Below are 16,905 nucleotides of genomic sequence, written 5' to 3' on the forward strand. Positions count from 1 at the left end.
AATGCAGCGGCACCTGAGTTTAGCAAATGGATAATACCGCCCGACGCTTTTCCATCTGCTTCATGGCCTGTTACTCGTTTAATCGCATCAGGACTCCAGTAAGTACGAACATCAGCAAATACTTGAGCTGTATTTGTAAGTAAATGGCCGAACAGCATCGTCACTGCATTTAACGCATCATTTTCTGTTGCCACAATATAAGGTGCCCTAATGCCATTCCAGTCAAAGGAAGAATTCAGGATCGCTTCCATAAAGTCACCATTAGGGAAATGATCTGTCCATTGACGCTGGCCCTGGAAACCGGAGGCTATTGCATTTCTTCCCATTGCTTCTTCCTTATAACCTAACTCCGCCAGTTTTGGATTTCCCTCCATCAGATCCTTTGTTATCATCGCCATTTTTATATTCATTTTTAAATCTGCTTCCTTTTGCTCATCACTCCGCTGATTTTGTTCCGAATTTATATCATCGCCAATGCTGCAATGCTTCTGCGCCCATTGATAAGCCTGTTCGAATTCCTCTTGATCAAAAATGCCCTCATCTATCCGGCGAATGAATTCAGACATATCGATATATTCATTACGCATGCCAAAGTAATCCTGGAAAAGATCTTCATTGATCATACTTCCAGCTATCCCCATCGAAACAGATCCCATCGATAAGTAGGATTTATCCTTAAGTGTTGCTACAGCAAGACCGGCTTTAGCAAATCGCAGCAATTTTTCCTGAACATCTTCCGGAATGGAATGGTCATCAATATCCTGCACATCATGGCCATAGATACCAAAGGCCGGAATGCCCTTCTGATTATGTGCAGCAAGAACAGCGGCTAAATAAACAGCACCAGGACGCTCTGTCCCGTTAAATCCCCAGATCGCATTAGGCCTGTTTGGATTCATGTCCATTGTTTCTGAACCATAGCACCAGCAAGGTGTTACCGTAAGAGTTAAACCGACAGATTCCTTGTCGAATTTCTCTTTGGCTTTGGCTGCTTCTGCTACTCCGCCAATACATGTATCTGCAATTACACATTCTACCGGGTCGCCATTGTTGTATCGCAATTGTTCTGACAGGAAGCTGGCAACTGATTTGGCCATGTTCATCGTTTTCTCTTCCAGTGACTCACGGACCCCTTTTCTTCTGCCATCAATCGTTGGTCTTATTCCTATTTTAGGCATATCTCCAATTAATCGTTTATTTGCTGTCATTATTTTTCCTCCTCTAATTTGTATGAAATAATGGTTTTATATTGTTGATAAGCTTCATCCCATCTATCATTTTCTTCCGGATAATAGGACGGAATGGAAAATGAATTCTTGACGATTTGTCTTGCCTCTCTTAAACTGTCGATAATATCTAAACTAATAAATTGAGAAATGGCATTTCCAACAGAACTGGCTTCTGCCGGACCTGCTACCAATTCCCGCCCAGTAACATTAGCAATCAATTGGCAAAAGTGATGATTCTGAATCGCTCCTCCACCCATATGAATGCGCTTTAATTTCCTGTCAAGCAGCTGTTCTAATTGTTCAATAACCAAGCGATAGTTCATTGCAAGACTTTCTAAAATACAGCGAATGATTTCTCCGCGCGTTTGAGGGATTTGCTGGTTCGTTTCTCTACAATACACCTTTATAGCTTCTACCATATTGTCAGGATTAAAGAACCTGTTGTCATCCGGATCAATAAACGCACCAAAAGCCTCTGTCTGCTGGAAAAGCTGATTTTCTTCTTCATAATCTGTGCTGATTTGCTCTCTTTCCCATATGGTGCGGCATTCTTGTAATAACCACATTCCCATACTGTTCTTAAGCAGCCGGTAGTTTCCTTCAAGGGTCCCTTCATTGGTGAATCCCGCATGCATTGCCTGGACTGTTGCAACAGGCTGATCTACTTCTACTCCGATCAATCCCCATGTCCCACAGCTCATAAAAACAGAGAAGCCATCTCCGATCGGAAGTGCTGCCAGTGCACTTGCTGTATCGTGACCAGCTACATTGACTACTTTTACCGGGCTCATACCCAGTTCTTTGTTAATCTCCGGCAATGTCTCACCAGCGATCGATGAAGATGGGACAACAGGAGCGAATAGATCTGCTGGAATATTAAACATGGATAAAATTTCATTCGACCAGTTTTTCGTCTTCAAATCTATTAATTGAGTGGTCGAACTAATGGTATATTCATTATTTTTCACTCCTGAGAATAAGTAACCAAGCAAATTAGGTGTCAAAAGCAAGGTGTCTGCATTGGCCAGCAATTCAGGGTTGCGCTCTTGAATTGCTAATAATTGAAATAAACTATTGATTGGTGCGGTTTCTATCCCTGTAGTCACAAACAGCTCTTCTTTGGAAATATGTTTCAGTGCTTTTTCCATTCCATCATTGTTTTGCGGATCACGATAGCAATAAGGATTAGCGAGCAGTTCACCTGTTTTGGAAAGCAACCCGAAATCAACTCCCCATGTATCAACCCCCATACTTTCTACCTTGTTATGGCCTTTTTGCAAACTAACTTCCATGCCTTTTTTCATTCCGTTAAAGATATGAAGAACATCCCAATAATAATGATCTGTAAGGTGAACTGGTTTGTTGGAAAATCGATATAGTTCATCTAAATGCATCTGTTCACCATCAAAGCTTGCAAGCATCAATCTTCCATTTGATGCGCCAATATCAAATGCCCAAACTTTTTTCAATTCGCTCCCTCCTGTCCTCAACTAAATTGAATCCTTCAGAAGCTTTGCGCGGTATTTTTCACTGGATAGATTACGTAAATCTCTTGTCTCATCCTCTGTTAATAACCTTGGAGTGCCAACAGACTTGGAAATCGCATATACCTTAGCTGCTTCCTCGACCAGCTGCATAAAAAAGTAGGCTTCTTTCATCGATTTCCCGACTGTCAACACACCGTGATTGCGCATTACCACAACATCGGTAGCTTCGATTACTTCTGCTACTGCATCTGCCAGAACGTTTGTCGTTGGTATAAGATAATCAAGATACGCTACATTTCTGATCATCGCAGGGAAATCAGGAAACATAGCAGGGATTTCCAAGCCAGCTGATGATACTGCTACGGAATAGCTTGGGTGTGCATGCAGGACTGAATCAATATCTGCCCGTTTGCGAAAGCATTCCAAATGCATTAACACTTCAGAAGAAGGCTTTAAATCACCATATACTTCACCTGTTGCAATATGTACCTTAACCCATTGTTCTGTTTCAATTTCCTGCAGATCAAAGCCACTTGGACTAATGTACATAAACTCTCCTTCCCGCATACTCAGATTGCCGCCGGCTCCTACGACCAGCCCAGATGTTACGAGTTTTTCTGCATATTGCTTTAACTGTTCTCTTACATTTGTCATCATAATTCCCTCCATTATAGTAATCGTTTTCATAATGATTATCCTCCTATCGATTTTGATAGGATGGAAACTACTAGTTTTTAATCTACAATGATCTGGTAGATTTGCGGATAAGAATGTCAGGAGATAATACCACTTTACGCTCATCCTCCTGATAACCTCCACTAAGTCTTTCGATTAAAAATTGCACGCCAATCTTGCCAAATTCCTGTGCCGGCTGTGAAGCAACCGTGAAAAAGGGATCAAAATAAACAACAGGTTCCACTTCATCAAAGCATACGACAGAGATATCATCAGGCACTTGTAATCCCAATTCTTTCAGTGCCTTTATCGTACTAATGGCAATAAAGTTATTTGCTGCGAAAATAGCACTCGGCTTTTTCGATGGTTCTAAACATAATAATTGTTCGATAATTTTCTTCGTGGCACCAGACTGGACATTTTTAAAGTCAATCTCGGAAATGTAATGCTCATAAATTGGCAAGGCATTTAATTTTAATGTCTCAAGATATCCTCTTAAACGTTCTCTAGCTGTTGAAACATTGGATGGCCCATTAATAAAAGCAATATTGTGATGACCTAGACTAATGAGATGTTCCATCAATTTTCTGCTTCCTTCATAACTGTCTCCAAGAACATAATCACCCTGGAAGCCTTCGATGGTCCGGTCAATCAGCACAACGGGAATGCCATGATCGCTTAATCTATCAATCTGTTCCAGGGATTGATCACAGGTTGGTGCAATCAGAACACCGTCCACTCTTGCGGATAATACCATATCAATATAATTCATTTCCTTAGCGGCATCTTCATCTGTATTGCATAATAACACTCTGTAGCCAAGTTCAAGTGCTTTATCCTCAGCTCCTCTTGCTAATTTCGCAAAAAATGGATTCGAAATATCAGGCAACAACAGACCTAATGTTTTCGTTTGATTTGAAATTAAGCTTCTTGCTGCGGAATTTGGCACATAACTTAAGTCTTTGATTGCTTGCTCTACCTTTTTTCTGGTCGTTTCTTTTATTTTTCCAGAATTATTGATCACTCTGGAGACAGTCATTGCTGATACATTTGCTTTTTTTGCTATATCATAAATAGTTACCATTTCGTGCAGCCTCTCTTATTGTCAATTTATATCATTATATCGGTAACAATCCTTTCTCTCAATAAGGCCGTTATTATTGACAGTTCCTATAAGTCATTTTATGTTACCGGTAACATTTTATGATATAATGGGAAAAAATATTTCTACTTGTATTCTACAGGATCGCTCGTTACGAATAAATTGCCTTTTTTGCTTTTTTTATACTCTTTTTTGATAATGAGATCGAAAGGATGGTAATCATGCTCAATGAATTATTTCCTTATTCTTTTTCCTATAAAAACAGTAAAGAACCCCAAAATGAATTACCAGATCACGCCCATGATTATCACGAGATTATTTACGTCCACTGTGGGAAAGGGAAATTTTTTATTGATAATAGACTTTATGAAATGAACAAAGGGGATATATTTATCGTTCCTCATGATACATTGCACCATGCCAAGCCAAACAATGATGATTTAATCACATCAACGGTCATCTTCTTCAGTGCGGCTCTAATCCATAATCTATCGATTGATGAACCATTCTCCTATTTATCCTTGATTGATAATATGAAAAAAGAGACAGACTATAAGATTCAGCTCGAACAAAGTGATCAGCTGTTTCTGGAAGGGTTGTTTGCGAGAATCGATCAGGAATTAGCCGAAGAGAAACTTGGATCTGCTCATGCTTCTGTCCTGATTACACATCAAATACTACTGGAGCTTTCGAGAGTACGAGCGAAGCAAAATAAAGGTGTGGGTGACCCTAGTAAAGGCAATCAAGACTGGATGCAGCAAATCCTTACCTATATTGATAACAATCTCCACAGGGAAGTTACATTACCAATGCTGGCAAAACAAGCGCTTTTGAGTACAGCTCATTTCAGCAGAGTCTTTAAACAAACAACAGGCATGGGGCCAACAGCCTATCTGAACAAAAAACGAATTTTTAAAGCGAAGGAAATGCTGTTGCATTCAGATCATACCATTGCATTTATCGCGGAGGAAATTGGCTATGAGAGTATTCCCCATTTTTACCGTATGTTTAGGAAATATATCGGAATTACCCCTGCCAGGTTTCGGAGGGCTAACAAAGGAAGGGCATGAATCACCTTTTAGTACAGCGAATCTGTCACCCAGTCAGGCTTTTGATTCATCGAGAGAATGATAGAAATCAGCATATTTATTTAAGGCAGTGTTTTGCGGGTGATCAATAGGGGAAATATATTATTACAGATAAAATAAGGCTTAAAAAAGGTGATAACATGTTTAAATCGCAAAAAGTAAATAATGCTTTAAAATTAGGACTGCTCTGGCTGATCTATATAACCCTTCTCTACACATTTATCCAGACAAATATAGAGGGTACAGCGTTTGCCATAGCTTTTATCGTCACTACCCTTCTATTTCTCGCAGCAACAGCATGGTATGTCCGCAAAGTAATTAAAAAGCCGGATAACCGTGGAACAAGATAGCATCTAGTTTTACTATTGAACGATAAACCCGTTACCTGTCATAAAATACTTGATAGGCAGCGGGTTTTGTTTGTCTTTGTCTTAGCATGCAAAAAGAAACTCTTTCATTGCAGCAGCAAAAGACTGGAAGTAACGCCATTCACGCTTTCATACTCCTCCAATATGTAGATGGCCCGTTGCTTTTTAGTATGGCATCTTTTGGTGCCTGTTTCATGATAAGAAAGAGATTAAATATATCAACTGATGATGCCATTGCGTTAAGGATGATTAGCACTTTCCAGGAGGTTGTTAAAATACCAAGCATACTTAATACAAATGGCAAGATAATGGAAATAATCAGAAATGGAGCAATACTAATCAAAATGTATCTTGCCTTTGTTATTTCCTCTTCTGTGATCACAAAGCCCCCGAGAGGTGTAATTCCAACATATGTCTTTGCTGATGTGAAAAAATTGGGGATAAAAACCAAGTGAAGTAATTCATGAAGTATTAGAAGAGTTGCTAACATAAGAATTATACCAATATCAATTGTGATGGAGAACGAATCAAATGTCAGGCCAAATTCGCTCAGCGAGATAGTGGAAATAATATCGATTATTCCAATAGAAATAATAGCTCCAATAATCATCAGAGGTAAAGATAATAAAAATGCAATAATGGAACTCTTAGGCTCTTTTAACGGAATCCAGCCATTATGAATCAAGTCCGAATGAAGATTTGGATTGCTTTTAGGCATTTTACTCAGTAGTTTCATTTAATTTCCCCCCTCATTCCTCTCCTGGAAATTGTACGGAATTTATTTTTCTTATTATAAAATGCATCAGCTATTATTGTACTATAGAAACAGCAGGCAGGGATACCTGGAAGTGATACGATTTACAAATTGTGCTAAAATAGGAAAAGGCTAAACAAGCATCCAAAAGGAGTGAAAGAATGAACAAATACTTAAAATTGCTGATTTTCACATGTGCAGTGCCTCTTATTTTATTGGCAGCATGCGGGAATGAGGAGGAAGTGTCAAATAATAATAAAGTAACAGAAACAACGGATTCGATAGAAAGGCAGAGTATTATACTTTCTACTGCCAGGGATTTTGCTACAGAGCAGGAAAATGAAACTGTAGAGCATCCTGAATCAGAACAAGATTACCAGATAGTGAAGATTGATGAAGAAAAACAGATAATCATTAGTGACTTTACAGGAAGAGTCTACAAAAACACTCATTTTGTTTCTGGCAGTTTTATTCAAAACGATACGAACTATAACTATGAAATCATCTTGTCATGGGCAGATGCTGACTTTAATGAACCATTGTTATTAAAATATTCTTCTGATACCGGGACAAATTATACGTTAGAAGAAGCATCTGTCTATTTTGTGGAAGAGGATACGCAAGAAGATTTAGAAGTTTGGGATTACGAATTTTAAACAAATTCTTTTTTCTAAAATTGAAGCTGACAAAACATTTCCTGTTTAGTCAGCTACTTTACTTTCTCTACCATTTTTCTCCACTTGGAAATGGACAGCTTTTATAAGCAAGCTTAGCCCTGAATTGTACAAAGCAGCCACAATGGCCACAGGTTGTATCATACATAAGAGAAGGACAATCTCTGCATGTTATCAATCTTTTTTCATAGACTTCATTTGTTACTATATCGTCCTCAAATTGAAGCTGCTCCATCACAAGCTGTTCTATTTCATCCTGTGAAACAATCACCGAAGCCTGGCAGCCTTTACAACTCATCTTGCTTCCCCCTTACTCTGCTGCTGTTAGTAAGACAACTGCCATCGGTGGTAATGTGACAGAAATGCTATTGTTTTCAACTCTCATATCATTGAACGGTGCTGGCTTTACTGCATCAGGGTTGTCAAAAGTATTGCGGTCATTCATATTGGCAGAGGTTAAAATCGTTCCTGTCATATCAGACACACTGCCACCACGAAGATCTATGGTTACCTTTCTTTCCTGATCACGACTCATGTTACAAAGGGTGATGTTTGTCTTCCCAGAATTATTTTTCGATGCGGAGACATGGATTTCTGGTAATTTTGTTGCTTCATCTTTCTGTATATTTGGTTCGACCGCAAGTAGTGCAGCGTCCTGGTGTACTTTATACATATCAAACACATGATAAGTAGGGGTAAGAATCATTTTCTCGCCCTCTGTTAACACCATTGCCTGCAGCACATTAACGGTTTGAGCAATATTTGTCATCTGAACACGGTCACTGTGATTGTTAAAAATATTTAATGAAACACCTGCTACCAATGCATCGCGGATCGTATTCTGCTGGTACAGGAAGCCAGGATTAGTCCCTGGTTCCACATCAAACCACGTGCCCCACTCATCAATGATTAAGCCGACCCGCTTATCTGGGTCATACTTGTCCATGATAGTGCTGTGCTTTACAATCAGCTCTTCTATATGCAGTGCTTTTTCCATGGTGGTATTCCATTCGTCTGCTGTAAAGTCAGTGGCGGAACCTTTTCCTGCCCAATCTCCAGGAACTGTATAATAATGCAAACTCAAGCCATCCATCATCCGACCAGCTTCCCGCATTAATACCTCTGTCCAATTATAATCGTCTGCGCTGGCTCCACCTGCAATCTTGTATATTTTGTTGTCACCATAGTTGCGTACATAAGTCTGATAACGGCGATACAGGTCTGCATAATATTCTGCACGCATGCTGCCGCCACAGCCCCAGTTTTCATTTCCTACGCCAAAATATTTTAGCTTCCACGGTTCGTTACGGCCATTTTCTTTTCGCCAATTTGCCATTGGCGATTCGCCATCAAAGGTCATGTACTCTACCCATTCGGACATTTCCTGAACCGTTCCGCTGCCGACATTTCCACAGATATAAGGTTCTGCACCAAGCATGTCACAGAGCATCATGAATTCATGCGTACCAAAGTGATTATTTTCCACTACACCGCCCCAGTGTGTGTTCACCATATGTTTACGATTCTCACGCGGCCCAATACCATCTTTCCAATGGTATTCATCAGCAAAACATCCCCCAGGCCAGCGCAGAACTGGAATCTGCACATTTCTAAGCGCTTCCAATACATCGTTGCGTATCCCGTTCGTGTTGGGAATCGATGAATCCTCCCCTACCCAGAGTCCTTCATAAATACATCTGCCTAAGTGCTCGGCGAAGTGACCATAGATGTTTTTGTTGATCGTTGCTTTTTTTACATCTGTGTTGATGACGATTGTGTTGTTCATTGCTAATCCTCCCATTATAAACAAATTTTTAATGCTGCAATAGATATTTTATGATCATTTGCAAGCGATTTCATTCTATGGTGGAATCAAAAGAATAATGACCATCTTTTTATATGACTCGAACACATTGATGTTAATCAAATTATACTATATACTTTCATCACTTCCAATTATATGAATATTTTTCCAGAAAATAAAAAGCCCTTTTCACTAGCAAGTGGAAAAATCGGGCTTTTACGGCGCTTTATTTTTGCTTATCCTGATCAGAATAACGTTCTGACAGCTTCTTTTTATGTGCCAGAAATACTTCATCCAGGGAGATATTGTACTTGTTTGCAATTACGATCACATTACCTATTACATCTCCCAATTCTTCTGTTAACTCTCGTTTATTTTCCTCATAAGTTCCTTCATTTTCATCAGGCCTGTCCCTGCCTATTTCAAGGGCCCTTATCGCACGCGCAACTTCTCCCGTTTCTTCTGCCAAGAAGCCGATACGAATGAAAATATCTAACTCAGACCATCCCCTTTTTTCATAGTACTCCTTTACCCATTGCTGAAATTCAGTAACATTCATTTTATCTAACCTCCCCATTCGCTAGCTATAGTTTAACAAAAAAAGATTAGTTTGATTATTGATTCCAACGTTTAATCAAGTTTTACTTAAGGAAAAATAATAACAGATAAACGTAGAGGAGGAAGTCATCATGAGAAAAGCTATTATTATGTTCATTTCCCTGCTTATTTTTATCTTCACAACTGCATGTAATTCTGCTAATGATGAACAACAAGAGAGCGCTGTTACGGGGGAAGATCAAAGGGAGAATGATGAACAGCAAGTGACCAATACGGAGAATAAGCAAAATGAAGAAGACATAGCTTTAAGTAAAAGTGACGCGGAAGATATTTTGTTAGAATATGAAAATAGTTTTATGAAGATTGTAAACAGTTCTGCAAATGATGGAAAAGTAAAAAAATATCAATCAAAAGATGAGCTCATTTCCCATTTTCAAACTATTATGTCAGACAGTTTAGCCAAGGAACGTGTCCATACTTATTTTAAAGAAGAAAATAACGCGTTATATATAAAAGCTATGGAAGCACCAGTCTGGCTGATGCCTGATCAACCTTACACACTAGAAAAAGTTAACGACCAGGAATATCATGTTATCCAGGAACGGGAGAGTGCCCTGCTCGGACATGTGAACATCACCTTCACCCTAACACGTATGGACCATAACTGGATCGTGGAAAATGTGAAAAGGGAACAGTTCAATAATGAAAGAAGCGGACAGATTAAGGAAGAGAAAGCCATTGCCCTTGTTCGTCAAAATATTCAACTTGATGAAAGTACCAATCCAAAGATTGAAGTTGATCACACATCTGAAAATGGAAATTACATTGTCCATGTTTATGAGGTTGTAGAACAGGAAGAAGGTTCACACACAGCAACTTACGGTTGGTATAAGGTTAGTAAAAACGATGGAAAAATAACAGATATGGTGAAGTAATGAGAAGCCGTATGAAAAATATTTGTTCATGCGGCTTATTATCAGCCAAAGAAGTTGCAGTTACGACAGCACAGGATAACAATTATGCTTTCATCTAGTTATCTTTCACATCAATCAAATACACTTTATTTTCAAAACCACCGCGGTTGTTTCGCTTCTGCTTTCGTACGCTCAACAATTGAGCTTCAGTATAGCCGTGCGTTTTACCAAGAGCGATAACCACTTCCAGAATATCTGCTAATTCCTCGGCTGCTTCCTCATTATTATTCGCCGCTTGATACTCTTGGCATTCTTCTGCTAATTTATTTATCAGTTCTTGTTTATATGTATGATCCTCAAGTATCTTGGTGTTGTATGTTAATTGCTTGCCTTCAAGAACAGCAGGGATCTTGTCATGTACTAATTTATTATAAATCGGCATAAGCTTAAGCCTCCTTTTAAGATATAGAAGAATTATACCATGCTTCCAGAAAGAAGCAGTTTCTTTTATAAGATTTAACTCTTGTCGAATCCTCAACATTTTTGATGATTCACGTGGAACATTGTCATCAAATGCGCTTCCCGTCTTGCTTTAGATGTCTAAGGAAAACTCTGGTAAAGGTAATACTCCCAGAGCAAAATGTTAAAAATCAAGGCCTGTATAATGATTTTTTTATAAAAAAATCTATGCCTTGCCAGTAGTTCAGCGCCAATGGATGAAGACATATTTCAAACAGCGCTTTATCCGCGTTATAGGGTTTATCGCTTTGCATCGACCGACAAAGTGTGTAACAATTATTACGATGATGTAACATTTAAAGGGGCCAAGAAACATCCATTTTTGATTGAAAAAGCAAAGAAAAGAGAACATGCTGATTTATCAGAAACTCTCAACAGTCTTTATCAATGAAGTGATGGCAGGCAACATGTAGTGGAAAATCATTAGCAAATAAGACAGACGTATTTTACCTTATGGTTTTATCATGAATGAAAGAATTTTTTTAAGCCCCGTACCGTCGTGTACTGGGGCTTTTTTGCCTATTTTTAATTATTTTGGATGAAAGGAAAACAGTTACTAATTTAAGGAGTGTATTTTTCTTGAAGAAAAACATTATATTGATTTCTTCTCTATCTGCAACATTATTATTTATTTTGTTTGGTGTATTTTTTAATGATTTTCTAACTAATTCATTTGCCATTATCGTTGATGCAATTGTTAGTTATTTCGGCTGGTTCTATATTCTGGGAGGTTTCTTGTTCCTTGTAGTTTGTATATATTTAGGCTTTTCGAAATATGGAAAGCTGAGATTAGGAAAGGACTCTGACAGACCTGAATACAGTACAAGAACCTGGATTGCCATGTTGTTTACGGCAGGAATCGGCGTCGGGTTAGTGTTCTGGGGAATAGCGGAACCTGTTTCCCACTATGAAACGCCACCAGCTGGTGAGGGCCTTACTGCAGGAGCTGCTGATACGGCCATTACGTCATCCATTTTCCACTGGGGACTTGGCGTCTGGGCTATCTATGGCATTGTTGCATTATGTATCGCCTATTTTCAGTATCGAAAGAATTTGCCGGCATTGCCGAGCTCTGTCTTTTACCCGATTCTTAAAAATAAAATTTACGGGCCGATCGGGAAGACCATTGACAGTTATGCGGTTTTCATGGTTGCACTGAACACCTCTGTTGTCTTAGGGATGAGCGCCATCCAATTAACGAGCGGGATCAATTATTTATGGGATGTGCCGAACAATTTCGCCACACAGGTTATTATCATCGCGATCATGACGGTATTATTTATGATTTCAACATCCAGCGGGGTCAACCGGGGCATGAAATATTTATCCAATACCAACATGCTGCTTGGCTGTTTATTAATTGTGGGAGTCTTTCTTTTAGGCCCATCTGTGAAAATTATAAATATCATGATCAATTCTACAGCCGATTATATCGGAACACTGCTTCCTGCAAGTCTAAGGTTGGAGACATTTGCGGAGAATCCGTGGATTGAGAATTGGACGATATTCTATTGGGCATGGATGTGTGCATGGACACCATTTGTCGGCAGCTTTATTGCCAGAATTTCTAAAGGGAGAACGATCAGAGAATTTATCCTTGGCGTGCTTGTGGCACCAACTGGAATAGCTATTGTATGGTTTTCGGTGATGGGAGGATCTGCGATTCATTTAATTCGTGAAGCTGGACTCACCTCATTAATCGATATCGTGAACACCAATAATTCGGCAGCTTTATTTGCCTTTTTGGATTATTTCCCTTTTAGCTCTATATTAAATATTATCGCAGTCATTGTGATAACACTATTCTTTATTACCTCTGCAGATTCTGTCACCTATACATTAAGTATGTATAGTAAAAACGGAGATGCCAATCCTCCGAATCGTTTAAAAATGCTGTGGGGCGTACTTTTTGCAGGTGGATCAATCGTATTAATCATGAGCGGTGGCATTGAACCGATGAAAAATGTCGTGATTGCCATTACTTTCCCTTTCTATATTCTGATCGGATTTATGTGTTATTCGATTGTGAAGGATGTCAGGAAGAAGAAGCTTACAAAGCAATCCAAACAGCGGGTTGTTCCAATCGACTCTACTGCCGAGAAAAAGGTACAAGTAAGATAAACGATTCACAAACCTCATTTTATGTTCATCACTATTTGGGACACTTATATTTCTCTCTTTGGTTAAAGAGAGGGATATGGGTGTTTTTTGTTTTTTCAGAGCTAGTATTCTCTATACATCTTAAGCAAAAAAGGCAATGTTCCTCTTATTTAAGAACATTGCCTTTTATTTATTCTTACAATTTAAATTTATTGATCAATTCATTTAAATCATTGGATAATTTATTTAAATGTTGCGCACTTGATGTGACTTGCTCTATTGAGTTACCTGTTTGATCAATGGTTGCTGAAGTTTCTTCAATACCTGCAGCTGATTCTTCAGAGACAGCTGCTATTTCTTCAATCGACTTATTGATCTCATCACTGTTTCCTGCTATGTTTGTTAAATTATCAGATATTTGCTTAATTCCATTCGCCATTTCTGCGAGTGAATGATTAATCTCTTCAAATGTTTTTCCAGTAGACACAATCGTATTTTTGCCAGTTTCCACTTCTGTATATCCATTTTGTAAAGCGCCTGTCACTGCTGCTGTTTCCTTTTGAATATCGTTTACGATCTGTGTGATATCTGTAACAGATAAAGATACTTGCTCTGCTAATTTACGCACTTCATCAGCAACTACCGCAAAACCTTTCCCCTGCTCTCCGGCACGTGCAGCTTCAATTGCAGCATTTAAAGCTAGCAGATTTGTCTGTTCAGCAATGTCTTTAATCACATTCACCAGTTTAGATACTTCCTGAGAACGCTGATCAAGACCTGCCACCTTTTCCACAGTGTCTTTCACAATCGAATCAATAATTCCCATTTGATTAATAGAAGAATTCATCATTTTACTACCTTCATCTGTTAACTGAAGGACATGCTGTGAGGAAGAATATACTGTTTCCCCGCTATTGTTTGCTTCATTGATGATCGTACTGAAATGGTTCATCGAATTTGCAATATCACTTGTTGTGTTAGCCTGTGATTCTGAGCCGCTTGCTAACTCTTGCATTGTGCTAATTACTTGTTCGCTGCTTTCTTTTACATGGCTTGATGACTGGATTAATTCATAACTTTGGTCATTAAGCGTATTCGAGACAGCAGTTATCTGATTCAACATGTCTTTCAAATTGTCGTTGACACGATTAGATGCATCAATTAAATCGGCAATCTCATCCTTTGATTTTGTTACGAGTGGTTCACTGCTTAAATCACCACCAGCAATTAAGTCCATTCGTTCTTTTAATAGTACGATTGGTTTAGCAATAGCTTTTGGCACAAAAATGGATAGCAGGACAATAATTATAATTAATATAATGCCCGAGATAATTGCGATGACAGTGTTGACTTCCGCGTTTTTCAGTGCAGTCTGGCTGCTTGCTCTGCTCTCTGTTTCTCTTTGTAGAGCTAAATTCATAAAAGCATCCTGTGTTTCTTTCATAAGGGGATCAATATTCTGTTCCAATATGATTCTTGCTGTGCTTGTATCTCCTGATTCCAACGCTGGGAAATATTGTTCATCAACAATTTGATTGATTTGATCAATATTTTCTACAAGACCTGCAACTTTTTCATTTTCACTTAATTCCAGAACTTCCGCTTTGATCCCTTGAGTAGCTTCTCTCATTCCCAGTATTGCTTGTTTATGACCTTCATCTTCAGTAATAAGGTATCCTCTGAGTTCATTCTGCTGACTACCTAGAATACTAAGCATTTTAAAATCTGTAGCAAGTAACGGAATTTCCTTATTTGCAAGTTGCTCGGTTTCATTTGCCATATCAAAATAAGAATAAATTAAATATGAGCCTACTCCCAATACTAAAATTGTTATCAGTGCGAAAAATGCCATTATCTTTGTTTTAATACTTTTAAACTGAAATATTTTATTCATATGTCATCACCCCTAGTTAGTATAAAAGTAAATATAATCTACCTTACTAACTATATCGGTTAAATTATGGCTAAATATAGAGAGAATGACACGAAATTCTTTCGATAATGTGACAATTATATTCAGAAAATTATTCCTATTACTTACTAGTGGAACTAGACATTTCGTCTATCACTCAATTCGTCCATACTCCGCTTACTCCTGTACTTGGACTTACGGCATTTTTTTCATTTGGGCAAACGAAAAAGACTGGATAGAATATCTACCAGTCTCCACAACTATTCAAAAAACATGAGCTTCGTGCCTTTTTAATATTCGGGAAAATTGATGGCAATATGCCTCTAGTTCATCGAAAAGAACAGTGTAAAGCACCAGGTTATTGACTACTGATTTAGTCGAACCAGGCACTGCACTGAATTTGGTGAACAGCCTTCCCAATTTCTCATCATCCATAGCGGTCCAGAACTGTATCTGTTTGACATCAGGATTACCATTCTTCATTTCTTTCAGTAGTGCATCCAAACTATATAGAAACAAGAATGTATTCCGAAATTGCTTTTGTAAAAAGGCAACCTCAACTTGACATACATGCTGATCCTCATAATCGTTTGCACCTGTGCCATAGACAAACCCTGCAGCCCCCACAATTTCATACGGCTCATCACTCCTGATCAACATTGCCTTCCCGAATATTAATGGACTACTGACAAAACTAAGATTCATAGCAAAAGAATAAGGCAAGTTTAGTTCTTGATGATACTGAAGCAAAAATTTTATATATGCTTCAAACTCCATTTCTGATTGACATGTTCGAAATTCCACATCCATTATTTTGATGCTGCAGCTCTTAATGAATCATTCACTTTAACAATTCGACCGAATCCAGTGCCTTTTTGAAAATCTTTCATTTGCGGTTTTGCTGGCGCCATTATTTCTCCTCCTTACAAATCAAAATTATATTACTCATGAATATTATATCTTATTAAATTTCTTTAGGAAAGTGCTAATGTTAAGAATTTTCTGATAATAAATAATTTCTTTACCTAGCTTTCCTTCGCGTAAATAGCTCACATCCATAAATTTTGAGTACAACTTACATACATAATTATTTTCCGCATAAGCAGCAAACTGAACTTCCTTTACCTCTGGATGGGAGCTCGCGATATGATTTATCATATATTGCAATCCATTAAGAAATGCTCTTGTCCCTCTTACCTCCCTTGCAAAAACAGCAATATCTACAAAAGCTACCTCACTATTTTTAAATTCTTGGTCTGGTGTTCCATGGTAATAAACAGCAGCACCGATGACCTGATCAGTCGAGTCGCGCACTTGAAGGAATTGACCTTGCGTTGCATAGGAATATATAAGCGACACCATATCCAGTGTGGTAAAGGAAGGATGAAGCTCATGCCTGTTCTCTAGTAAAAATAAACTTACCTTGGCTAAATCAGTGTCATTACTACATGGTTGAAATTGTGCCATTGTTCTTTCTCCCCTTTTTTAGGATGGCTGGGCAATCCAGCTAATATATTCCCATTTTATTTAGAAAATGCTTTCGTCATTTCTTCCATCACCCAGTTCGTCCGTGCTCCACTCACTCCTGTACTTGAGCAAAAGGCGTTTCCGTCCGTTAATTCTGCCATGATTGTCTCAATAAGAGGCTGATGGACATGCTGTGGCGGCTCAAACTGCCATTGTTCGGTTCCGTCAGTCTTTGTTAGAATCACTGGATCATT

The 16,905-nt window shown here is 38.5% G+C and carries 18 protein-coding genes and 1 pseudogene; 6 read left to right on the forward strand and 13 right to left on the reverse strand.

The genetic code is table 11. The annotated features are described in order from the left end of the window. The 4 genes from fucI to F9U64_RS14150 form a co-directional block, all read right to left on the reverse strand. A partial coding sequence (gene fucI / locus F9U64_RS14135) for an L-fucose isomerase (protein ID WP_407647329.1) occupies positions 1-1,208 on the reverse strand: 1,208 nt, incomplete at its 3' end. Continuing rightward, the gene (locus tag F9U64_RS14140; RefSeq protein WP_153404847.1) at positions 1,208-2,698 is read right to left on the reverse strand and encodes a rhamnulokinase; all 1,491 of its coding nucleotides are present in this window, start codon (positions 2,696-2,698) and stop codon (positions 1,208-1,210) included. The genes fucI and F9U64_RS14140, both read right to left, overlap by 1 nt. 21 nt (positions 2,699-2,719) lie before the next feature. Next, positions 2,720-3,370, reverse strand: coding sequence for a class II aldolase/adducin family protein (locus F9U64_RS14145; RefSeq protein ID WP_153404988.1), 651 nt, complete (start codon positions 3,368-3,370; stop codon positions 2,720-2,722). An 85-nt stretch (positions 3,371-3,455) separates the two neighbouring features. Next, positions 3,456-4,475 (reverse strand): LacI family DNA-binding transcriptional regulator, encoded by a 1,020-nt coding sequence (locus F9U64_RS14150; protein WP_153404850.1) that lies wholly within the window; start codon positions 4,473-4,475, stop codon positions 3,456-3,458. A 239-nt stretch (positions 4,476-4,714) separates the two neighbouring features. Here F9U64_RS14150 and F9U64_RS14155 point away from each other — a divergent pair, with 239 nt between their 5' ends. Next, positions 4,715-5,563 (forward strand): AraC family transcriptional regulator, encoded by an 849-nt coding sequence (locus F9U64_RS14155; protein WP_194287380.1) that lies wholly within the window; start codon positions 4,715-4,717, stop codon positions 5,561-5,563. 158 nt (positions 5,564-5,721) lie between these two features. Next, positions 5,722-5,931, forward strand: coding sequence for a hypothetical protein (locus F9U64_RS14160; protein ID WP_153404856.1), 210 nt, complete (start codon positions 5,722-5,724; stop codon positions 5,929-5,931). Positions 5,932-6,070: 139 nt separating this feature from the next. On the opposite strand, the gene F9U64_RS14165 is transcribed toward F9U64_RS14160, so the two are convergent. Next, entirely contained in the window at positions 6,071-6,685 is a 615-nt protein-coding gene (locus tag F9U64_RS14165) for a DUF3267 domain-containing protein (protein ID WP_153404859.1), read from the reverse strand. 179 nt (positions 6,686-6,864) lie between these two features. Here F9U64_RS14165 and F9U64_RS14170 point away from each other — a divergent pair, with 179 nt between their 5' ends. Beyond that, complete coding sequence (locus F9U64_RS14170; RefSeq protein WP_153404862.1) at positions 6,865-7,359, forward strand: hypothetical protein; 495 nt, start codon at positions 6,865-6,867, stop codon at positions 7,357-7,359. A gap of 67 nt (positions 7,360-7,426) precedes the next feature. Here the strand turns inward: F9U64_RS14170 and F9U64_RS14175 are convergent, their stop codons facing one another. From F9U64_RS14175 to F9U64_RS14185, 3 genes are all read right to left on the reverse strand, one after another. Then, positions 7,427-7,675, reverse strand: coding sequence for a DUF6171 family protein (locus tag F9U64_RS14175; RefSeq protein ID WP_153404865.1), 249 nt, complete (start codon positions 7,673-7,675; stop codon positions 7,427-7,429). Between the two features lie 12 nt (positions 7,676-7,687). Next, the gene (locus tag F9U64_RS14180; RefSeq protein ID WP_153404868.1) at positions 7,688-9,163 is read right to left on the reverse strand and encodes an alpha-N-arabinofuranosidase; all 1,476 of its coding nucleotides are present in this window, start codon (positions 9,161-9,163) and stop codon (positions 7,688-7,690) included. A 244-nt stretch (positions 9,164-9,407) separates the two neighbouring features. Beyond that, positions 9,408-9,740, reverse strand: coding sequence for a MazG nucleotide pyrophosphohydrolase domain-containing protein (locus tag F9U64_RS14185; protein ID WP_153404869.1), 333 nt, complete (start codon positions 9,738-9,740; stop codon positions 9,408-9,410). Positions 9,741-9,870: 130 nt separating this feature from the next. Between F9U64_RS14185 and F9U64_RS14190 the strand changes: the two genes are divergently transcribed. Then, positions 9,871-10,674, forward strand: coding sequence for a hypothetical protein (locus tag F9U64_RS14190; protein WP_153404872.1), 804 nt, complete (start codon positions 9,871-9,873; stop codon positions 10,672-10,674). A gap of 94 nt (positions 10,675-10,768) precedes the next feature. Here F9U64_RS14190 and F9U64_RS14195 read toward each other — a convergent pair whose 3' ends face one another. After that, a complete protein-coding gene (locus F9U64_RS14195; RefSeq protein WP_153404875.1) occupies positions 10,769-11,095 on the reverse strand; it encodes a nucleoside triphosphate pyrophosphohydrolase in 327 nt (108 codons plus the stop codon). Positions 11,096-11,365: 270 nt separating this feature from the next. Between F9U64_RS14195 and F9U64_RS14200 the strand changes: the two genes are divergently transcribed. After that, positions 11,366-11,563, forward strand: a complete 198-nt coding sequence (locus F9U64_RS14200) for a hypothetical protein (RefSeq protein WP_153404877.1) — start codon at positions 11,366-11,368, stop codon at positions 11,561-11,563. Between the two features lie 188 nt (positions 11,564-11,751). Continuing rightward, complete coding sequence (locus F9U64_RS14205) at positions 11,752-13,293, forward strand: BCCT family transporter (protein WP_228275732.1); 1,542 nt, start codon at positions 11,752-11,754, stop codon at positions 13,291-13,293. Positions 13,294-13,468: 175 nt separating this feature from the next. Here the strand turns inward: F9U64_RS14205 and F9U64_RS14210 are convergent, their stop codons facing one another. The 4 genes and pseudogenes from F9U64_RS14210 to F9U64_RS23075 all read right to left on the reverse strand — a co-directional run. Next, on the reverse strand, positions 13,469-15,166 hold the full coding sequence (locus F9U64_RS14210) for a methyl-accepting chemotaxis protein (RefSeq protein WP_153404882.1): 1,698 nt from the start codon (positions 15,164-15,166) through the stop codon (positions 13,469-13,471). 282 nt (positions 15,167-15,448) lie between these two features. Then, positions 15,449-15,994, reverse strand: coding sequence for a hypothetical protein (locus tag F9U64_RS14215; RefSeq protein WP_153404885.1), 546 nt, complete (start codon positions 15,992-15,994; stop codon positions 15,449-15,451). Between the two features lie 144 nt (positions 15,995-16,138). Continuing rightward, positions 16,139-16,651, reverse strand: a complete 513-nt coding sequence (locus F9U64_RS14220; RefSeq protein ID WP_153404888.1) for a hypothetical protein — start codon at positions 16,649-16,651, stop codon at positions 16,139-16,141. A gap of 56 nt (positions 16,652-16,707) precedes the next feature. Further along, positions 16,708-16,905 (reverse strand): annotated as a pseudogene (locus F9U64_RS23075) (gfo/Idh/MocA family oxidoreductase); the annotation flags it as partial.

This window comes from Gracilibacillus oryzae, assembly GCF_009498735.1.
Lineage (GTDB): Bacteria > Bacillota > Bacilli > Bacillales > Amphibacillaceae > Gracilibacillus > Gracilibacillus oryzae.

What these genes read in the sequence shown, in the direction of transcription:
- F9U64_RS14160 (WP_153404856.1), top strand. Translation starts at nt 5,722, where the DNA reads ATGTTTAAATCGCAAAAAGTAAATAATGCTTTAAAATTAGGACTGCTC.
- F9U64_RS14155 (WP_194287380.1), top strand. Translation starts at nt 4,715, where the DNA reads ATGCTCAATGAATTATTTCCTTATTCTTTTTCCTATAAAAACAGTAAA.
- F9U64_RS14190 (WP_153404872.1), top strand. Translation starts at nt 9,871, where the DNA reads ATGAGAAAAGCTATTATTATGTTCATTTCCCTGCTTATTTTTATCTTC.
- F9U64_RS14195 (WP_153404875.1), bottom strand. Translation starts at nt 11,095, where the DNA reads ATGCCGATTTATAATAAATTAGTACATGACAAGATCCCTGCTGTTCTT.
- F9U64_RS14220 (WP_153404888.1), bottom strand. Translation starts at nt 16,651, where the DNA reads ATGGCACAATTTCAACCATGTAGTAATGACACTGATTTAGCCAAGGTA.
- F9U64_RS14175 (WP_153404865.1), bottom strand. Translation starts at nt 7,675, where the DNA reads ATGAGTTGTAAAGGCTGCCAGGCTTCGGTGATTGTTTCACAGGATGAA.
- F9U64_RS14150 (WP_153404850.1), bottom strand. Translation starts at nt 4,475, where the DNA reads ATGGTAACTATTTATGATATAGCAAAAAAAGCAAATGTATCAGCAATG.
- F9U64_RS14185 (WP_153404869.1), bottom strand. Translation starts at nt 9,740, where the DNA reads ATGAATGTTACTGAATTTCAGCAATGGGTAAAGGAGTACTATGAAAAA.
- F9U64_RS14165 (WP_153404859.1), bottom strand. Translation starts at nt 6,685, where the DNA reads ATGAAACTACTGAGTAAAATGCCTAAAAGCAATCCAAATCTTCATTCG.
- F9U64_RS14180 (WP_153404868.1), bottom strand. Translation starts at nt 9,163, where the DNA reads ATGAACAACACAATCGTCATCAACACAGATGTAAAAAAAGCAACGATC.
- F9U64_RS14170 (WP_153404862.1), top strand. Translation starts at nt 6,865, where the DNA reads ATGAACAAATACTTAAAATTGCTGATTTTCACATGTGCAGTGCCTCTT.
- F9U64_RS14215 (WP_153404885.1), bottom strand. Translation starts at nt 15,994, where the DNA reads ATGGATGTGGAATTTCGAACATGTCAATCAGAAATGGAGTTTGAAGCA.
- F9U64_RS14200 (WP_153404877.1), top strand. Translation starts at nt 11,366, where the DNA reads ATGGATGAAGACATATTTCAAACAGCGCTTTATCCGCGTTATAGGGTT.
- F9U64_RS14210 (WP_153404882.1), bottom strand. Translation starts at nt 15,166, where the DNA reads ATGAATAAAATATTTCAGTTTAAAAGTATTAAAACAAAGATAATGGCA.
- F9U64_RS14145 (WP_153404988.1), bottom strand. Translation starts at nt 3,370, where the DNA reads ATGACAAATGTAAGAGAACAGTTAAAGCAATATGCAGAAAAACTCGTA.